The 16,823-nt window shown below is 71.8% G+C and carries 14 protein-coding genes and 1 pseudogene; 5 read left to right on the top strand and 10 right to left on the bottom strand.

Annotation, left to right across the window (positions count from 1 at the left end):
- Positions 1-84 precede the first annotated feature (84 nt).
- The 4 genes from ACIRP2_RS35595 to ACIRP2_RS35580 all read right to left on the bottom strand — a co-directional run bounded on the left by ACIRP2_RS35595 (position 85) and on the right by ACIRP2_RS35580 (position 5,780).
- Entirely contained in the window at positions 85-2,655 is a 2,571-nt protein-coding gene (locus tag ACIRP2_RS35595) for an ABC transporter permease (protein WP_404257744.1), read from the bottom strand.
- Entirely contained in the window at positions 2,652-3,440 is a 789-nt protein-coding gene (locus tag ACIRP2_RS35590; protein WP_404257742.1) for an ABC transporter ATP-binding protein, read from the bottom strand. The genes ACIRP2_RS35595 and ACIRP2_RS35590 overlap by 4 nt, the downstream gene beginning before the upstream one ends.
- Positions 3,437-3,736 carry an SHOCT domain-containing protein gene (locus ACIRP2_RS35585; protein WP_404257740.1) on the bottom strand — a complete coding sequence of 100 codons (300 nt, stop codon included), beginning with the start codon at positions 3,734-3,736 and terminating at the stop codon, positions 3,437-3,439. The genes ACIRP2_RS35590 and ACIRP2_RS35585 overlap by 4 nt, the downstream gene beginning before the upstream one ends.
- A gap of 829 nt (positions 3,737-4,565) precedes the next feature.
- A complete protein-coding gene (locus tag ACIRP2_RS35580; protein ID WP_404257738.1) occupies positions 4,566-5,780 on the bottom strand; it encodes an ROK family protein in 1,215 nt (404 codons plus the stop codon).
- Between the two features lie 121 nt (positions 5,781-5,901).
- On the opposite strand from ACIRP2_RS35580, the gene ACIRP2_RS35575 reads away from it, so the two are divergent.
- Positions 5,902-7,116 carry an MFS transporter gene (locus tag ACIRP2_RS35575; protein ID WP_404257736.1) on the top strand — a complete coding sequence of 405 codons (1,215 nt, stop codon included), beginning with the start codon at positions 5,902-5,904 and terminating at the stop codon, positions 7,114-7,116.
- A gap of 75 nt (positions 7,117-7,191) precedes the next feature.
- A complete protein-coding gene (locus ACIRP2_RS35570; protein ID WP_404257734.1) occupies positions 7,192-7,947 on the top strand; it encodes a maleylpyruvate isomerase family mycothiol-dependent enzyme in 756 nt (251 codons plus the stop codon).
- Between the two features lie 63 nt (positions 7,948-8,010).
- Here ACIRP2_RS35570 and ACIRP2_RS35565 read toward each other — a convergent pair whose 3' ends face one another.
- The gene (locus tag ACIRP2_RS35565; protein WP_404257732.1) at positions 8,011-8,412 is read right to left on the bottom strand and encodes a MarR family winged helix-turn-helix transcriptional regulator; all 402 of its coding nucleotides are present in this window, start codon (positions 8,410-8,412) and stop codon (positions 8,011-8,013) included.
- 87 nt (positions 8,413-8,499) lie between these two features.
- On the opposite strand from ACIRP2_RS35565, the gene ACIRP2_RS35560 reads away from it, so the two are divergent.
- Entirely contained in the window at positions 8,500-10,002 is a 1,503-nt protein-coding gene (locus tag ACIRP2_RS35560; protein ID WP_404257730.1) for an MFS transporter, read from the top strand.
- An 85-nt stretch (positions 10,003-10,087) separates the two neighbouring features.
- Here the strand turns inward: ACIRP2_RS35560 and ACIRP2_RS35555 are convergent, their stop codons facing one another.
- The 3 genes from ACIRP2_RS35555 to ACIRP2_RS35545 all read right to left on the bottom strand — a co-directional run bounded on the left by ACIRP2_RS35555 (position 10,088) and on the right by ACIRP2_RS35545 (position 12,947).
- On the bottom strand, positions 10,088-10,753 hold the full coding sequence (locus tag ACIRP2_RS35555; protein ID WP_404257728.1) for a response regulator: 666 nt from the start codon (positions 10,751-10,753) through the stop codon (positions 10,088-10,090).
- Positions 10,750-11,991, bottom strand: a complete 1,242-nt coding sequence (locus ACIRP2_RS35550) for a sensor histidine kinase (protein ID WP_404257726.1) — start codon at positions 11,989-11,991, stop codon at positions 10,750-10,752. The genes ACIRP2_RS35555 and ACIRP2_RS35550 overlap by 4 nt, the downstream gene beginning before the upstream one ends.
- A 248-nt stretch (positions 11,992-12,239) precedes the next feature.
- Complete coding sequence (locus ACIRP2_RS35545) at positions 12,240-12,947, bottom strand: TetR/AcrR family transcriptional regulator (protein ID WP_404257724.1); 708 nt, start codon at positions 12,945-12,947, stop codon at positions 12,240-12,242.
- Positions 12,948-13,075: 128 nt separating this feature from the next.
- Here ACIRP2_RS35545 and ACIRP2_RS35540 point away from each other — a divergent pair, with 128 nt between their 5' ends.
- A complete protein-coding gene (locus ACIRP2_RS35540; RefSeq protein WP_404257722.1) occupies positions 13,076-13,528 on the top strand; it encodes a nitroreductase family deazaflavin-dependent oxidoreductase in 453 nt (150 codons plus the stop codon).
- 182 nt (positions 13,529-13,710) lie between these two features.
- On the opposite strand, the pseudogene ACIRP2_RS35535 reads toward ACIRP2_RS35540, so the two are convergent.
- A pseudogene (locus ACIRP2_RS35535) lies at positions 13,711-13,935 on the bottom strand (phosphate acyltransferase); the annotation flags it as partial.
- Positions 13,936-14,227: 292 nt separating this feature from the next.
- On the opposite strand from ACIRP2_RS35535, the gene ACIRP2_RS35530 reads away from it, so the two are divergent.
- Positions 14,228-14,971, top strand: coding sequence for an HAD family hydrolase (locus tag ACIRP2_RS35530; RefSeq protein WP_404257720.1), 744 nt, complete (start codon positions 14,228-14,230; stop codon positions 14,969-14,971).
- 589 nt (positions 14,972-15,560) lie between these two features.
- On the opposite strand, the gene ACIRP2_RS35525 is transcribed toward ACIRP2_RS35530, so the two are convergent.
- The gene (locus tag ACIRP2_RS35525; protein ID WP_365692298.1) at positions 15,561-16,811 is read right to left on the bottom strand and encodes a geranylgeranyl reductase family protein; all 1,251 of its coding nucleotides are present in this window, start codon (positions 16,809-16,811) and stop codon (positions 15,561-15,563) included.
- Positions 16,812-16,823 lie beyond the last annotated feature (12 nt).

Here is a 16,823-nt window from a genome sequence, read left to right as displayed (position 1 = left end):
CAGGGCGGAAGGAGGAGCGGGGCGTCGGCCGACGTCCCGCTCCTCCTTCCGCCCTGCCGCTCCCGCGGCGGATTCCGCTGTGCGCTACTCGGCGGCGACCGCTCGGAGCACGTCCAGCCGGGCTGCCCGGCGGGCCGGCCGTGATCCCGCCAGCGCCCCGGCCGTGACCCCGACGAGGGCGACCACCAGGAGCCGCAGCGGCGGGAGCGCGAAGGCGAGGGACGTGCTGCCCGTGGACGCGGACGCCTTGACCAGCACCCAGCCGAGGAAGCCGCCCAGCAGCAGCCCGCCCGCCGTGCCGAACGCCGCGACCAGGACGGACTCCCAGCGGACCATGGACCGCAGTTGGCTCCGGGTCTGCCCGACGGCCCGCAACAGGCCCAGTTCCCTGGTGCGTTCGTGGAGGGCCAGGGTGAGCGTGTTGGCGATGCCCAGCAGGGCGATCAGTACGGCGAGCGCCAGCAGGGCGTAGACCAGGGTGAGCATCATGTCGATGCCGCCCGCCGAGGACTGCGCGTACTCGCTGCGGGTCTGTACGTCCGGGTTGCCGTACGCCGCCGCGGTCCTGGCGACCGCCGCCCTGCCGTCGGCGGTGGACACACCGGGCTCGAAGGAGACGGCGATCAGCGAGTCGGAGTCCTGTGCTCGGTGCGGGGCCCAGGCCTGACGGGTGATGACGTAGTCGCCCGCGAGTTCCGACCGTGCGTAGACAGCGCGGACCGTGAAGTCCCGCTGCGTGCCGTCGGGGAAGGCGAGCCGTGCTGTGGAGCCGGTGCGCAGTCCACGCTCGGCGGCCTCGGTGCCGGACACGGCGATCCCGTTCGCGCCCAGGTGCTTCAGCGACCCGTCGACCGCCCCGAGGTCGAAGACCCTGCCGAGAGCGGCCGGGTCGGTGACGGTCAGGGCACGTCCCGCGCCGTCGACCTCGGCGACGCCTTTGCCGAGGCCGACGGCTGTCGCGACCTGTGGCAGCCGCGCGACCGCCGGGGCGAGCCGGGGGCTGAGACCGCTGCCGCCCGCGCCGAAGGCGGGGGCACTGATGGCGACGTCGCCGGCGAAGGAGCGGTCCACCGTCCGGTTCATGGTGGCCTTCAGCGAGGCACCGAAGACGGTGAAGAGGGAGACCACGGCGACGCCGATCATCAGCGCGGTCGCGGTGGAGGCGGTTCGCCGGGGGCTGCGCAGGGCGTTGCGCACGGCCAGTCGGCCCGTGACGCCGCGCAGCCGGCCGAGCGGGGCGCCGAGGAACCGTACGGCGTACGAGGAGGCGACGGGTCCGAGCACCACGAACGCGGCTACCGCCAGCACGGCGCCGGCGGCCGCCGTCCGGACGGACGGATCGCCCGACACACCGACCAGAATGGTGCCGACGGAAGCCGGCAGGAGCACGGACCCGGCGAGGGTGCGCGTCCGGGAGGCCGCGGAGCCGTCGACGGCGCTCTCGCGCAGGGCGGCGAGCGGGGCGGTGCGTCCGGCCCGGAGGGCGGGCAGGAGGGCGGAGCCGAGGCAGACGAGGACGCCGACGGCGAGCGGCAGCAGCAGGGACACCGCGCCGATCACCAGCGCGCCCTCGGGGAAAGGGAATCCGACGGCGGGAAAGAGCGCCCGCAGTCCGGCGGCGATGCCGATGCCACCGGCCAGACCGGCCGCGGAGGCGATCATGCCGACCACGGTCGCCTCGACGAGTGTCGCGCCCACGACCTGTCGACGGGCAGCCCCGAGAGCGCGCAACAGCGCGTTCTCGCGGGTTCGCTGGGCGACGACGATCGCGAAGGTGTTGTGGATGGAGAAGGTGGCGACGAGCAGCACGATCCCGGAGAACACCAGCAGCAGCGTGGTGAACACGCTGAGGAACGCCCCGGAGATGAGGTCCCGGTTCTCGGCGGCCGAGGACTGTCCGGTGATGGCCTCGACTCCCCCGGGCAGTACGGGCCGCAGCGCGTCGACGAGTTCCTGCTGGCTGGTGCCCGGAGTCGCGCGCACCTGGATGGCCGATGCCTCGCCGGGCTTCGGCGTGAGGTACTTCTCCGCGTCGGCCTGCGTCAGCGCGGTGTAGGTGACCTGCCCCATGCCGTCCTGGCCGCCGAAGGTGGCCAGTCCGACGATCCTGACGTGTACGGGGTCGGGGGTGCGCAGCACGGTCGTGTCGCCGATCCTGAGCCCGCCCCGGTCCGCGGTGCCGCGATTGACCACGGCTTCACCGGGGGCGGACGGGGCACGTCCGGCGGCAAGGCGGTACGGGTTGAGCTTCGGGTCGTCGATCCAGTTGCCGGCCAGGGTGGGCGGCCCCTGGCCTCCGACGGGTGTGCCGTCGGAGCCGATGAGCTGACCGGCGCCCTGGATGTCGGGCGCCGCCGCGGCGACCTCGGGGATCCGCTCGATCCTCGTCACGAGCGCGGTGCTCACCGGTTGCCGGGTGCCCTGGGACTCACCGGCGACGGTGACGACATTGGAGCCGCGCACCACGGCGTCGGTACCGGCGGTCGCGTTGCCGAACATGGTGTCGAAACTCGCGCGCAGGGTGTCGCCCATGACGAGTGTCCCGGTGAGGAACGCGACGCCGAGCAGGACGGCGACGAATGTGCCGGCGAACCGGCGCTTGTGGGCACGGAGCGAGGAGATGCTCAGGCGTACGGAGGTGCGGGTGCCGCTCATGTGGTCACCGCCTGTGGGTGGGGCGGGGCGAAGGACTTGAAGCGGTCGAGCACGCGCTCCGCCGTGGGATCGGGCATACGGTCGACGAGCCTGCCGTCGGCGAGGAAGACGACCTCGTCGGCATGGGCCGCGGCAACCGGGTCATGGGTCACCATGACGACGGTGCGGGCGGTCTGCCGGACGGTGCGGCCGAGCAGCCGGAGCACCTCCTGGCCGGAGCGGGAGTCGAGGTTGCCGGTCGGTTCGTCGGCGAAGACGACGTCGGGGCTGCCCGCGAAGGCCCGTGCGACCGCCACGCGCTGCTGCTGTCCGCCGGAGAGTTCACCGGGCCGGTGGCGCAGCCGGTCCCGCAGTCCGACGGTGTCGACGAGCGCGTCGAGCCACTCCGGGTCGGGCCGCTCCCCCGCGAGGTCCAGGGGGAGGGTGATGTTCTCGGCGACGGTGAGCGTCGGCAGGAGGTTGAAGGACTGGAAGACGAAACCGATGCGTCGGCGGCGCAACAGGGTGAGCCGACGGTCGTCGAGGGTGCTGAGATCGGTGTCGCCGATGAAGACGGAGCCGGAGGTGAGGGTGTCGAGCCCGGCCGCGCAGTGCATCAGGGTGGATTTGCCGGAGCCGGAGGGGCCCATGATGGCGGTGAAGCGGCCCGCCGGGAAGTCGACGCTCACCCCGTCCAGGGCCCTGACCCGGGTGTCGCCGCTGCCGTAGAGCTTCACGGCGTCAACGACCCGGGCTGCGGCGTCGGTGGTGGGGGCGGACTCGGAGGTGGGGACGGTGGTGGTCATGCCGGTCCTCCCTTGCCGCCGCGGCCGAACTGTTCGTCGAGGACGGAGATCCTGCGCCAGTACTCGTCCTCCTCGATCTCTCCGGCCGCGAAGCGGCGGCCGAGCAAGGTGATCGGGGACGCTTCGGCGGGGCCTTCCTGGGCGGCACGGGCCTGCCAGGGGCCGCGGCGGCCGCGGCGGGCCGTGCGGCGCAGAAGAGTGATGCCGCCGACGACGGCGGCCGCCCAGAAGAGCGGGAGGAGTGGGAAGAGCGGGATCCAGGGCCCGGGTCCACCGCTGTACGCCAGAGCGTTCATCTCGGTCGTCTCCCTAGGTTCGGAGGTCGCGTTCAGGTTTTCCTGACCCTGAAGAGCCTGGCCTCGAGAGGGGGTCCAAGTCGTCGTACGGCCAGCGGCCGTACGCGTACCACCCCGGGAGTACGCGGTGGATCCGCGGCTGCTCCCGCCGGTCGACCGGAGATCGCCGGATTCTGTACCCACTGGTCCGTACAGTCGCTCCACGAGTGTTACCGAACGTCTGATCGAAGTCGCTCGGGAGCTTCCACGGGGGCACGGCCATGCGGACACCGGCCCGGAGACCGTCCAGTCACAGGCGGGCATGGGCCGGGGCAGCGTGTACCGGCCGCTTCGCGGGGCGTACCCACCGGCGTGCCGACGGCCGTCCACCCGGAGCCGGGTACGGCCGTGCTCGACGTACTGGACCCGCTCTGCGGGAAATCGGCAGTCGCGCCGCGGCGGGTGGTCCTCGGCCATGCGGCCCGTCACCGGACTCAGCGGTACGGCGTGAGGCGGCAGGGACGGGAGCGTTTTCGGCGCCCGACGACCCGTCACGGGTCCGTCGCGTGACGGACCGGCGGGTGCCGGAGCAGCCGACCGCCCTCGCCTACGCGGGCTTCGGCGGGCAGTCGGTCCCGGGCGGAGACAGGAGGTGCCCGGCACCCCGAGCCCGCCGCATCCGCTGCGACGGCTCCTTCGCCTCGAACATCCCCTGGATTCAGAGGCGTTGGAGGCAATCCCGGTCAACGACGCGGCACGGGGCTTCGCGTGGGGGACCGCTTCGGGCCCCTCCGGAGGATGAGGACGGTGCGGCCGCCCCCACGTCGTCGCACGGGCACGGCCACCCTCGTCACGCGAGCGCGGCCAGCGGATCGTCCAGCACCGGCTGCCAGGCGAGTTCCGCCGCGCCCACCAGGCTGTTGTGGTCGAGTGTGCACGGCAGGATCGGCACACTGCCGCTGCGCCCCCACAGGCTGCGGTCGGCCACCACCGCGCGCAGCCGTTCCGGATCCGCGTCGAGCAGGGCCCGGTGCAGGCCGCCGAGGATGATGCGGTCGGGGTTGAGGATGTTGACCAGTCCCGCGAGCCCGAGGCCGAGCCGGTCGATCAGCTCCTCGGCCGCGCCCCGCACCGCCGCGTCGTCGTACTCCGTGCGCAGCAGATCGCCGGCCTGCTTGAGCAGCGACTCCTCCGGACCGGGTTCGCGGCGGGCGGCGACGAGGAAGGCCAGCGGGTCGGTCTCGACGTCCAGGCAGCCCCGGCCACCGCAGTGGCACGGGCGGCCCTCCGGGTTCACCGTGAGATGCCCGACCTCCAGCGCGAGTCCCGAACTCCCGGTGTGCAGACGGCCGTCGAGGACAAGAGCGCCGCCCACACCCCGGTGCCCGGTGGCCACACAGAGCAGATGCTGGGCACCGCGCCCGGCACCGTGCCGGTGTTCGGCGAGCGCGGCGAGATTGACGTCGTTCCCGGTGAACGCCGGCCCGGGGATGCCCGCTTCCCGTACGAAGGCGGCGAAGATCTCACGCACCGGTGCCCCTGCCGGCCAGGCGATGTGCAGCGGATTGAGCGCGGTGCCCTCCGGCTCGGCGACCGCGGACGGCACCGCGAGGCCCGCCCCGACGCAGCGCAGCCCGCTGTCGCGGAGCAGCCGGGCGCAGTCGTCGACCACTTCGCCGATGACCTGCGCCGGGTCCGCCGTGATGGTGACGCAGCTGGGGGCGGTGGCGACGAGCCGTCCGCCGAGCCCGACGAGCGCGGCCCGGAACCCGTCGGCGTGCACCTGCGCGGCGATCGCGACGGGCCCCGACTCACGGATGGCCAGCCGGTGCGAGGGGCGCCCCTGCGATCCGGCGGCGGAGCCCGGCCGGGAGTCGACCCGGATCAGGCCGAGCGCCTCCAGTTCCGCCGCGACCGCACCGGCCGTCGCCCGGGTGACGCCGAGTTCGGAGGTGAGGACGGCGCGGGTGGGCGCGCGTCCGGTGTGGACCAGTTCCAGCGCGGGTCCGAGTGCGCTGCGGCCCCTCTCCAATTTTGTCCGGGTGGTGGTCACCTTGCCGTTCATGGGGGCGAGTCTCCCATGATCCGGAGGTCCCGACGACGCCCCGATGGCTCAGTTGTGCCTCTTGCGGCCGCCGCGAACGGCCGTCTTGCGCCCGCTGTCCGGACGCCCCTATGCTGAGTTTGTGCCGCAACTAAACAAACTGCGGACGGCCCTGCCGGGGGGACCGGGCGGAGACACCGCCCCACCTTCGACGATCCGCCTCCGTACCGCGCTGACCCTGTTCTTCGCCCTCGACGGCTTCCTCTTCGCCGGCTGGGTGGTCCGCATCCCGGCGATCAAGCACCAGACCGGTGCTTCCGCCTCCACCCTGGGGCTCGCTCTGCTCGGCGTATCCGCCGGGGCCGTGGTGACCATGATGCTCACCGGCCGGCTGTGCCGTCGCTTCGGCAGCCACCCGGTCACCGTGGTCTGCGGTGTCCTTCTCTCCCTGAGCATCGCCCTGCCCGCACAGACGCATTCGGCCCTCGCGCTCGGCTCGGTGCTGTTGGTCTTCGGGGCCGCGTACGGCGGGATGAACGTGGCGATGAACAGCGCGGCGGTCGATCTGGTGGCCGCGCTGCGGCGCCCGGTGATGCCGAGCTTCCACGCCGCGTTCAGCCTGGGCGGAATGGTCGGCGCCGGGCTCGGCGCACTGGTCGCGGGCGGCCTCTCCCCCGCCGCACACCTCTTCGCCCTCACCGGGGTCGGACTCCTCGTCACCGCGACGACCGGACCGGTGCTGCTGCGCCACCCCGCACCGAGATCCGCACCGGCCACCGACGGGGCGCGAAAGCCGCGACGACCGGACGGGCGCGCCCGCCGCCTGGTGCTCCTCTTCGGGGTGATCGCGCTGTGCACCGCGTACGGCGAAGGCGCGCTGGCCGACTGGGGCGCCCTCCATCTGGAACAGGATCTGGATGCCCACCCGGGCATCGCCGCCGCCGGGTACTCCCTGTTCGCGCTGGCCATGACGGCCGGCCGGCTCAGCGGCACAGCACTGCTCGAACGGCTCGGCCAGACCCGGACCCTGGTCGTGGGCGGTGCCACGGCCGCCGCCGGAATGCTGCTCGCCTCACTGGCCCCGACCGTCTGGCCGGCGCTCGTCGGTTTCGCCGTCACGGGCCTCGGTCTGGCCAATATCTTTCCCGTCGCGGTCGGCCGGGCCGGCGAGCTGGCCGGTCCGGGTGGAGTGGCCGCCGCCTCGACGCTCGGCTACGGAGGAATGCTGCTCGGACCGCCCGCGATCGGCTTCCTGGCCGACTGGGCCTCCCTCCCGGCGGCCCTCACCACGGTGGCGCTGCTGGCCACCGCGGCGGCCGCGCTGGGGTACGGAGCACGCAACGCCGCACACGCCTGAGAGGCCGGCCGCACCGCGCGGGACGGCCGGAACCACCCCTCTGGGGGGGGCCGGACCACTGGCACAATCGACGCCATGGAGATCACGGACCACATCGAGTCCCTGGCCGACGAAGGACGGATGCTGGCAACCGCCGCGCAGGAGGCGGGCACGGGGGCACAGGTGCCCACCTGTCCGGGCTGGCAGGTGCGTGATCTGCTCCGGCACATGGGCATGGTGCATCGCTGGGCGACCGCTCTCGTCGTCGAGGGACACACCTCCTACCGACCCGACGGCGGGCAACCCGATCTGGACGGGCCCGAGTTGCTCGGCTGGTTCCGTGAGGGCCACGGCCTCCTGGTCGACGCGCTGCGGGCCGCGCCCGCCGGACTGGAGTGCTGGACCTTCATGCCCGCACCGTCGCCACTGGCCTTCTGGGCGCGGCGGCAGTCGCACGAGACCACCGTTCACCGGGTGGACGCGGAATCGGCGCGCGGCGGACGGCTGTCGCCGGTGACGGCCGATCACGCGGTGGACGGGATCGACGAGTTGCTGCGCGGATTCCATGCACGCGCGAGGAGCAGGGTGCGCACCCGCACGCCTCGCACCCTGCGGGTGCGGGCCACCGACGCGGGCACCACGTGGACCGTGCGACTCTCACCGGAACCGCCGCAGACCGTACGCCACGAAGCGGCTCCCGAAGGAGGCCCGGCGGACTGCGAGTTGAGCGCGACGGCCGGTGAGCTCTATCTGACACTCTGGAACCGACTGCCGCTCACCGCGGTCACCGTGACGGGCGACCGCGAACCGGCCCGGATCTGGCGCGAGAACTCCGGGGTGACCTGGTCCTGAGAACGGGGCAGGGCGGGCGGTGGTCCGGCAGCCCCGGTCCAGCAGAGGCCCGCGGCGAGGCGGTCAACCCGCCGCACCGCCCAGCATCCGGGCGAGCACCGATCTCTGCAGCGGCTTGACCTCCGCGTGCCGCGCCCGGCCCTTCGCCGTCAGTTCGACCCTGACCCCGCGCCGGTCCTCACTGCACATCCCCCGGCACACGAGGTCGTCCTTTTCCAGCCGTGCGATCAGGCGGGACAGCGCGCTCTGGCTGAGATGGACCCGGGAAGCCAGATCCTGCACACGATAGGTGGGGCCGCCGTCCTCCGCCGCGCCCTCCGCGAGGACGTCGAGCACCTCGAAATCGCTGGCACCGAGGCCGTGCCGGTGCAGCTCGCGGTCGAGCTCACAGAGCGTCCTGGCGTGCAGGGCGAGGATGTCCCGCCACTCGTCGACGAGCATCCGCTCCGACTTGTTCGCTGCCATGACCGCACGGTAGCAGAGATGCGGCCGTTTGTTGCACTGGAATTAAATGCACTTGCATTCAATGCATGTGCATGTACTGTGCTGCTCATGACCTCTCCGCTCAACGTCCCCGATTCCCATGAGCGTTGGAGCCCCCGCCTGTGGGGCACCCTGCTCGTGCTCTGTGCCGCGATGTTCCTGGACGCTCTCGACGTCTCCATGGTCGGCGTCGCACTGCCGTCCATCGCGGACGATCTCGGGCTGACCACCTCGACCCTGCAGTGGATCGTCAGCGGCTACATCCTCGGATACGGCGGCCTGCTGCTCCTCGGCGGCCGCGCGGCCGATCTGCTGGGCAGGCGCCGGGTCTTCCTGATCGCACTCGGCGTCTTCGCGCTCGCCTCACTGCTCGGCGGATTCGTCGACTCCGGACCGCTGCTGATCGCCAGCCGCTTCATCAAGGGGCTGAGCGCCGCCTTCACCGCACCGGCCGGGCTCTCCATCATCACCACGACGTTCAAGGAGGGCCCACAGCGCAACCGGGCCCTCTCCATCTACACCACCTGCGCGGCCACCGGCTTCTCCATGGGCCTGGTCCTCTCGGGCCTCCTCACCCAGCTGTCCTGGCGGTGGACGATGCTGCTGCCCGCTCCCATCGCGCTGATCGCCCTGCTGGCCGGCCTGAAGCTGATCCCGCACAGCGAACGCGAGGACACCCACCGCGGCTACGACCTGCCGGGCGCCGTCACCGGCACGGCCTCCATGCTGCTGCTGGTGTTCACCGTCGTGCAGGCCCCGGAGGCGGGCTGGGCCTCCGCCCGCACACTCCTGTCGTTCCTCGCCGTCGCCGCACTGCTCACCGTCTTCGTCACCATCGAGCGGCGCACCGCGAACCCGCTGATCCGGCTCGGGGTGCTGCGCTCCGGCAGCCAGGTCAGGGCGCAGTTGGGGGCCGCCGCGTTCTTCGGCAGTTACGTGGGCTTCCAGTTCCTGGTCACCCAGTACATGCAGTCGCTGCTCGGCTGGTCCGCACTGCAGACCGCACTGGCCTTCCTGCCCGCGGGCGTGCTGGTCGCCCTCTCCTCGACGAAGATCGGCGACGTGGTGGACCGGTTCGGCACCCCGCGTGTCATCGCGACCGGCTTCACTTCCCTCGTCATCGGCTACGCGCTGTTCCTGCGCATCACGCTCACCCCGTCGTACGCGGCGGTGATCCTGCCCTCCATGCTGCTGCTCGGCGCGGCGTGCGCGCTGACCTTCCCCTCGCTCAACATCCAAGCGACCAACGGGGTGGACGACGACGAACAGGGCATGGTCTCGGGTCTGCTGAACACCTCGATCCAGGTGGGCGGGGCGATCTTCCTCGCGATCGTGACCGCGGTGATCACGGCGCACGGCAGCGGAGACGGATCCCGCCAGGCGGTCCTGGACAGCTACCGGCCCGGTCTGGTCGTGGTGACCGCGGTCGCGCTGGCCGGGCTGCTGATCACCCTGACCGGGCTGCGGCGCAGCCGGCCCGTGCAGCGCACCGTGCTGGTCGCCTCGTCCGAAATGGACCGGGCCGCCGCGGTCGAGGCGGCAGCGGCCCGCAAGGTGTCCGTGCGGGACTGACCGCCCCATGAGGGGGAACGTGCGGTGGCCGACGGGGCGTCGTCCTGTCGGCCGCCGCGCATCCGGCGCTGCGCGGCGGGAGGCGTCAGCCCAGCCAGCCGGGGCGCACGAGCCCCGACTCGTAGGCGAGCACGACGAGTTGGGCCCGGTCGCGGGCGCCGAGCTTCACCATCGTCCGGCTGACGTGGGTCTTGGCGGTGAGCGGACTGACGACGAGCCGTCTGGCGATCTCCTCGTTGGAGAGTCCGATGCCGACGAGCGCCATCACCTCCCTTTCCCGTTCGGTGAGTTCGCTCAGCCCCATCGCCGCCGCGGGCTCCTTGGAACGGGCCGCGAACTCGGCGATCAGACGACGGGTGACCCCCGGCGAGAGCAGGGCGTCACCCACGACCACGGCGCGTACCGCCCGCAGCAACTCGTCCGGTTCGGTGTCCTTGACCAGAAAGCCGGAGGCACCGGAGCGGATCGCCTCGAAGACGTACTCGTCGAGCTCGAAGGTGGTGAGCATGACCACCTTGACGTCGCTCAGTTCGGCGGCCCCGGTGATGGCGCGGGTCGCGGCGAGGCCATCGAGACGCGGCATCCGGATGTCCATCAGCACGGTGTCCGGCCGCAATTCGCGTACCAGGCGTACGGCCTCCTCACCGTCGGCCGCCTCCCCCGCCACCTCGATGTCGGGCTGGGCGTCCAGCAGGGCCCGGAAACCGGCCCGGACCAGCAACTGGTCGTCGGCGAGCAGTACGCGGATCACGTCGTCTCCTCCTTGCGCGCCGCCGCGCCAGGTGTGTCGGAAGGCAGCGGAAGCTCGGCCCGCACCCGGAAGCCGCCGTCGGTCCGGGGCCCCGCCTCGATCGTGCCACCCAGCGCGGCGGCCCGCTCCCGCATGCCCACCAGCCCATTGCCGCTGCCTCCGGCATCGTTGCCGGTGGCGGGTCCCCCGTCGTCGATCCGGAGCCGGATCCGGCCGGGCTCATAGCCGATCCGGACCTGCGCGGTGCGCGATCCGGAGTGCCGGACCACATTCGTCAGCGCCTCCTGCACGATCCGGAAGGCGGCGAGATCCGCCCCGGGCGGGACGGCGCCGCGCACCCCTTCGGTCTCGACGGCGACGGTCAGTCCGGTGCTCGCCGCCTGTTCGACGAGCTCGGGAAGCCGGTCCAGTCCGGGGGCCGGAGTCCTGGGGGCGTCTCCGGGGGTACGCAGGGTGTCCAGGACCTGGCGGACCTCGCCCAGCGCCTCCTTGCTGGCGGCCTTGATGGTGGTGAGGGCGGTGCGGGCCTGCTCGGGATCGGAGTCCAGCAGTGCGAGTCCGACGCTCGACTGAACGTTGATCACGGAGATGCTGTGGGCCAGGACGTCATGGAGCTCACGGGCCATCCGCAGCCGCTCCTCGTCGGCCCGGCGCCGTTCCGCGGCCTCCCGCTCCGCCCGCCGGTCCGCCCACTGCTCACGGCGTACGCGGACGAACTCGGCGGCGGCGATGATGGCCACCACCCAGGCGGCGACACCCAGCTCCTGCCCCCAGGGAGGAACGTGGTCCTCGGAGGGCGGCAGCCAGCGGTAGAGCCAGTGGGCCACCAGGACATGCCCCAGCCACACCATTCCGACGGCCGACCAGGCGGCCCGTCGATGCCCGGCGACGACCGCGCTGAAGCAACCCACGGCGACGGCCAGGAAGACCGGTCCGTACGGATAGCCGGCCGCCAGGTAGACCATCGCGGCGGTCGAACTCCCGAAGACGGCCACCACGGGGTGGCGGTGGCGCAGCAGAAGCACGGCGACGGCCAGGAAGAGCAGCAGCCTCGCGAAGACGTCCAGCGGCGCCCGCTCGTCCATCTGTCCACGGGCCGCGACGGTCGAACCGATCATGACGACGGCGCCGAGCACGATCGTCGACGGCCAGGGCAGCCGGGAGGCGTACTCCCCCGGTGTCTCCGTCAGCCACCGCGGAGGCTCGCCGTGCAGCCGGTGTGGGCGTCGCTCTTCCATGTCCGCCACGCTAGACCGCGGGCCGGTGCGGGAGCGTCAGCCGGGCGTGGTGATCACTCGTACTCCCTGTGGAGTACGTCGTACGGGGCGGGCGGCGGGCGAGGAGTGCCATGTCCCGGGACGGTCCCGACCACACGACCCGGGTCCGCCCGGCGTAACCCGTCTCCGACCTCCTCGCGCACGGCTCACCGGACGGGCCCGCCGGCTGCGGCCGCGCACGAGGTCGTCCGCTGTTGCGCATGAGGTCGTCAGCCGCTTGGGTGGCCGAGCAGACCGACCGTGCGGGCCAGTTCGGTGACGGCTTCCCGGAAGAAGATCTCCCGGGCCTCCACCACTCGCCGGAACTGGCCGAAGAGCTCGAAGGAGATCAGCCCGAAGAGCTGCGACCAGGCGGCGATCAGCGGGGCGACCACCCCGGCAGGCAGATCGGGGGCGAAGTCGGCGACCATCCGCTCGGCCTCGGCGCGCAGCTCGTCGGTGAGCGGCGGCACGGCGAGACCGTCGGTACGAAACGCCTCGCCGACGACGGCGATCAGGACGAGGCCGACACGGGAGGCGGGACCGACGGTCGCCTGCGGCGCGTTGTAACCGGGCACCGGCGAGCCGTAGATCAGGGCGTACTCATGCGGGTGGGCGAGGGCCCAGTCGCGCACGGCGTGGGCGACCGCCGTCCAGCGCGCGAGGTGGGGGGCGGCGTCGGCACGGGTGGCCCGGTGGGCGGCCTCGGCGCTCTCGCCGACGGAATCGTAGGCATCGATGATCAGGGCCGTGAGCAGTTCGTCCCGGCTGGGGAAGTAGCGGTAGAGCGCGGAGGACGCCATACCGAGTTCCCGGGCGACCGCGCGCAGCGAGAGCTTCGCGGCGCCCTCGGCCGCGAGCTGCTTCCTCGCCTCCTCCTTGATGGCGGCGGTGATCTCGATACGGGCCCGTTCCCTGGCTCCTCGGACAGCACTCATGTTGCTCATTCTGCCATGGACAGAGAGCACCGACCGACAACGAGAGCACCGCTCTTGCTTTGGGGCACTCGTTCCGTGCACACTGATCTCAAGCGAGAGCACTGCTCTCAATATGCGAGGGAGTCACCATGTCTCAGCCGTACTACCTTCAGGGCAACACCTTCACCATCCGGATGAACAGCGTCATCGGCTGGCTCGCCCGGCACGGCGTCAGCCTGCTCGGCTCGGCCGAGCTGTCGGTGCGCGGCCGCAAGAGCGGACAACTGCAGCGCATCCCGGTGAACACCCACACCTACGACGGCGCGCAGTATCTGGTCTCCGCGCGGGGACACTCCCAGTGGGTGCGCAACATGCGGGTCGCCGGTGGCGGCGAGCTGAGGGTGGGCCGGAAGATCCGCGCCTTCACGGCCGTGGAGATCGCTGACGACGAGCAGAAGGTGCGGATCGTCCGCGCCTATCTGGAGCGGTGGGGCTGGGAGGTCAACCAGTACTTCCAGGGCATCACCGCGAAGTCCACGGACACCGAGCTCCTGGCCGCCTGCCCCGACCACCCCGTCTTCCGCATCACCGTCGAGGGCTGACCGTGCGGCCCGGCCCGATCCGAACGAGAGGCCCGGGGCGTATCGAGTCGTGATCCATGAGTGGTTCGGGTGAGGCCCTCGAGCCGGATCACCGAGGCGCGCGGTCGGAGTCCGGCGAGGTAGCCGTCCGGGGTCCTGCCGCAGCGGGTGGCGATGCCTCGCCAGGCCTCTGGTTCGTTGCTCAGCCGTTCGACGATGTTCCGTGCCGACTGGAAGGCCAGGTCGGCCAGTTGTTCCGCCCCCGGACCCCGGTTGATCGCACAGTCGCCGCACACCGGCACCCGATCAGGCAGGCACGCGCAGAAGGCCGAGGAGACGGCGAAGACGCCCGCTGCGGTCCGGATCGCTTCGAACGCGGGCCGGACTGCTGCCGCTGCGGAGTGCGCCACCCCCGACACCATGCCGTCGACCGGACCCCTCGTACACCCTTACGGAAGCAGAACCCATCCGGTTCGAGCACTGCGGGCAGACCGTGACCGTGACCCGCGGCGGCGCGGAAAGCCGCCCCCGCGAGCAGCCCACCACTCTGCCGGAACCCTCGCCCGGAGCGCCGCCCCCAGCGCCCCCACTGACGGGCGTCGCCGAGTCCTCACGGTCAAGACATGCGCCGCAGCATGACGTGCCCAGACGGCTGACGCGTCGGGTTCACCGTTGACGAACCGATGGGACAGAAGACAGAAAAGTGGTCATATGCCATTCATGCCGAGAGTTGGTCTTCCTGAAGCCATCCGTGCCTGCCTCTTCGATATGGATGGGGTACTGACCAAGACTTCCGTCGTGCACGACGCGGCGTGGAAGGAAACCTTCGACGCCTTCCTGCGGCGCCGGGAGGGCCCGGGGTTCCGGCCGTTCGACGCGGTCGCCGACTACGACGAGTACGTCGACGGCCGTCCGCGCGCCGACGGTGTGAGGGCCTTCCTGGCCTCCCGCGGAATCGAACTGCCGGAAGGCTCGGACGACGACCCTCCGGAGCTGCATACGGTGCATGGCCTCGGCAATCGCAAGAACGCACTGCTGCTGGAGAAGCTCCGCACCGAGGGGGCCGAGGCGTACCCCGGTTCCGTCCGCTACGTCGAGGCCGTGCGAGCGGCCGGGCTGTCCACCGCTGTGGTCTCCTCCAGCGCCAACGCCCAGGACGTCCTGACGTCGGCCGGGATCCAGGCGCTCTTCGACGTACGGATCGACGGTGTCGTCGCCGCCGAGCGCAGGCTGCCCGGCAAACCGCACCCGGACACCTACCTCGGTGCGGCGCACGACCTGGGTGTCGAGCCCGGCGCGGCCGCGGTCTTCGAGGACGCGCTGGCCGGAATGGACGCCGGGCGGTCCGGCCGCTTCGGATACGTCGTCGGAATCGACCGGGCCGGTCAGGCCGACGCGCTGCGCGAGCACGGCGCCGACCTCGTCGTGCGCGACCTCGCCGAGCTGCTGGACAACTGCACGTGATCGCCCATTTCACCCACGTGGTCGAGCCGTGGTGTCCCAGCCGCCGGTGCAGGGCGCAATCCGCGGCATTGCCCCGGAGGCGCCGACAGTTCGGGTTCGCCCTCCTCGGGTACGACTTCGGCGATCACATGGAGATGCCCGACGCGGACCTTCTCGGCGGCGCAGTCGGGTCGCGGCACGGTGCGGTACCGGTTTCCGGCGTGCTCGGCCTGCCGGCCGCGCTGCGCATGAGCTGCGCGAGAACCTCTGATCACGGGACAGCCCTTGGCTGTGCCGTGAGGTCCTTCGTCGCGGTCGGCGACGTCATGTGCCCGGTCCGGGTCCCCATCACGCAGATGGGTGCAACGCGTCGGCCCGGTCCGGCGCTGTCGGCTCGGTCTCGAAGCGGCGCTCGAACTCGGCGAACCTGGCGGGCTGATGGCCGTACCAGTGCCGTCCTGGAAAGGTTCACCGGCTCGCGGCGTCCGGCACGGCACCGAGGCGCGTCGTCGCATCACCCGAGCGCGTCCGGCACGAGGGTGATCCTCCGCCTCACGACGCACCGCACCGGACGCCGCGATCCTCCCGGCAAACCTTTCCGGTCACAGCACTAGCGGTCCATCGCGGACAGGGCCCGCTGTGCCAGCGGATGCGTACGGACCAGTTCGGCCAGGGAAGTCGTTCCGCGGGTGACCCCGGCGAACGCGTTCCAGGCCGGACGGAACCCCGTCAGAACCGCGTGCAGAACCCCCGGACGGCGCTCGAACAGCTTGAGCATGCGCCGCCCGACACCCATCTCGACGCCCAGGCCCGCCTTGATGGCGAAGGCATAGTTCAGCGCCTGGCGCCGGGCGTCCACCGCATCGTGCGACTCCGCGATCCGGACCGCCCACTCACCGGCGAGCCGCCCCGAGCGCAACGCGAAGGAGATGCCTTCGCGGGTCCACGGCTCCAGCAACCCTGCCGCGTCGCCACACACCAGCACCCGCCCGCGCGACAGCGGTGAGTCGTCACTGCGGCAGCGCGTCAGATGCCCGGAGGAGATCTTCGGCTCGAAGCCGGCCAGACCGAGCCGGGCGATGAAGTCCTCCAAGTACCGCTTGGTCCCCGCTCCGTCGCCCCGCGCCGAGATCACACCGACGGTGAGGGTGTCACCCTTGGGGAACACCCAGCCGTAACTACCGGGCATGGGACCCCAGTCGATCAGCACCCGACCGGCCCAGTCCTCCGCCACGGTCTGCGGAACCGGGATCTCCGCCTCCAGGCCGAGGTCCACCTGGTCGAGTTTCACCCCGACATGGGCTCCTATCCGCCCTGCGCTGCCGTCCGCACCGACCACCGCGCGGGCCAGGACCGTCTCGCCCCCGGAGAGCACCACGGCGACCGTACGCCGGTCCGGCACCGCGGCACCGTGCTGCTCGACCCTCGTCACCGTCGCGCCGGTACGGAGTTCGGCGCCGGCCTTCTGGGCCTCCTCGACCAGCCCCGCGTCGAACTCGGGGCGGTTGATGAGCCCGAAGAGCATCCGCTTGGAGCGGCGGGTCCGCGCCAGCCTGCCGTTGAGCGAGAACGTGACCGCGTGGATCCGGTCCCGCAGGGGCAGTTCGAATCCGGGCGGCAACGAATCACGCGAAAAACCGATGATGCCGCCACCGCACGTCTTGTAGCGGGGCAGCTCCGCCTTCTCCAGAAGCAGTACCCGTCGGCCGGCCACCGCCGCCGCGTATGCCGCGGAGGCTCCGGCCGGTCCGCCGCCCACTACGACGACGTCCCACACGGACGACTCTTCGTGCTCATGCCCGGCGTCTGCGTTCTCGCTGCTCACGATGTGCTTCTGCTCCCGATCCCACCAGTGGCCCATGCTGCTCACGGC

It is taken from the genome of Streptomyces sp. NPDC101194, from assembly GCF_044767885.1.
Lineage (GTDB): Bacteria > Actinomycetota > Actinomycetes > Streptomycetales > Streptomycetaceae > Streptomyces.
Note: the sequence above shows the minus strand (reverse complement) of the source record. Positions and strands in the feature narration are given on the sequence as shown.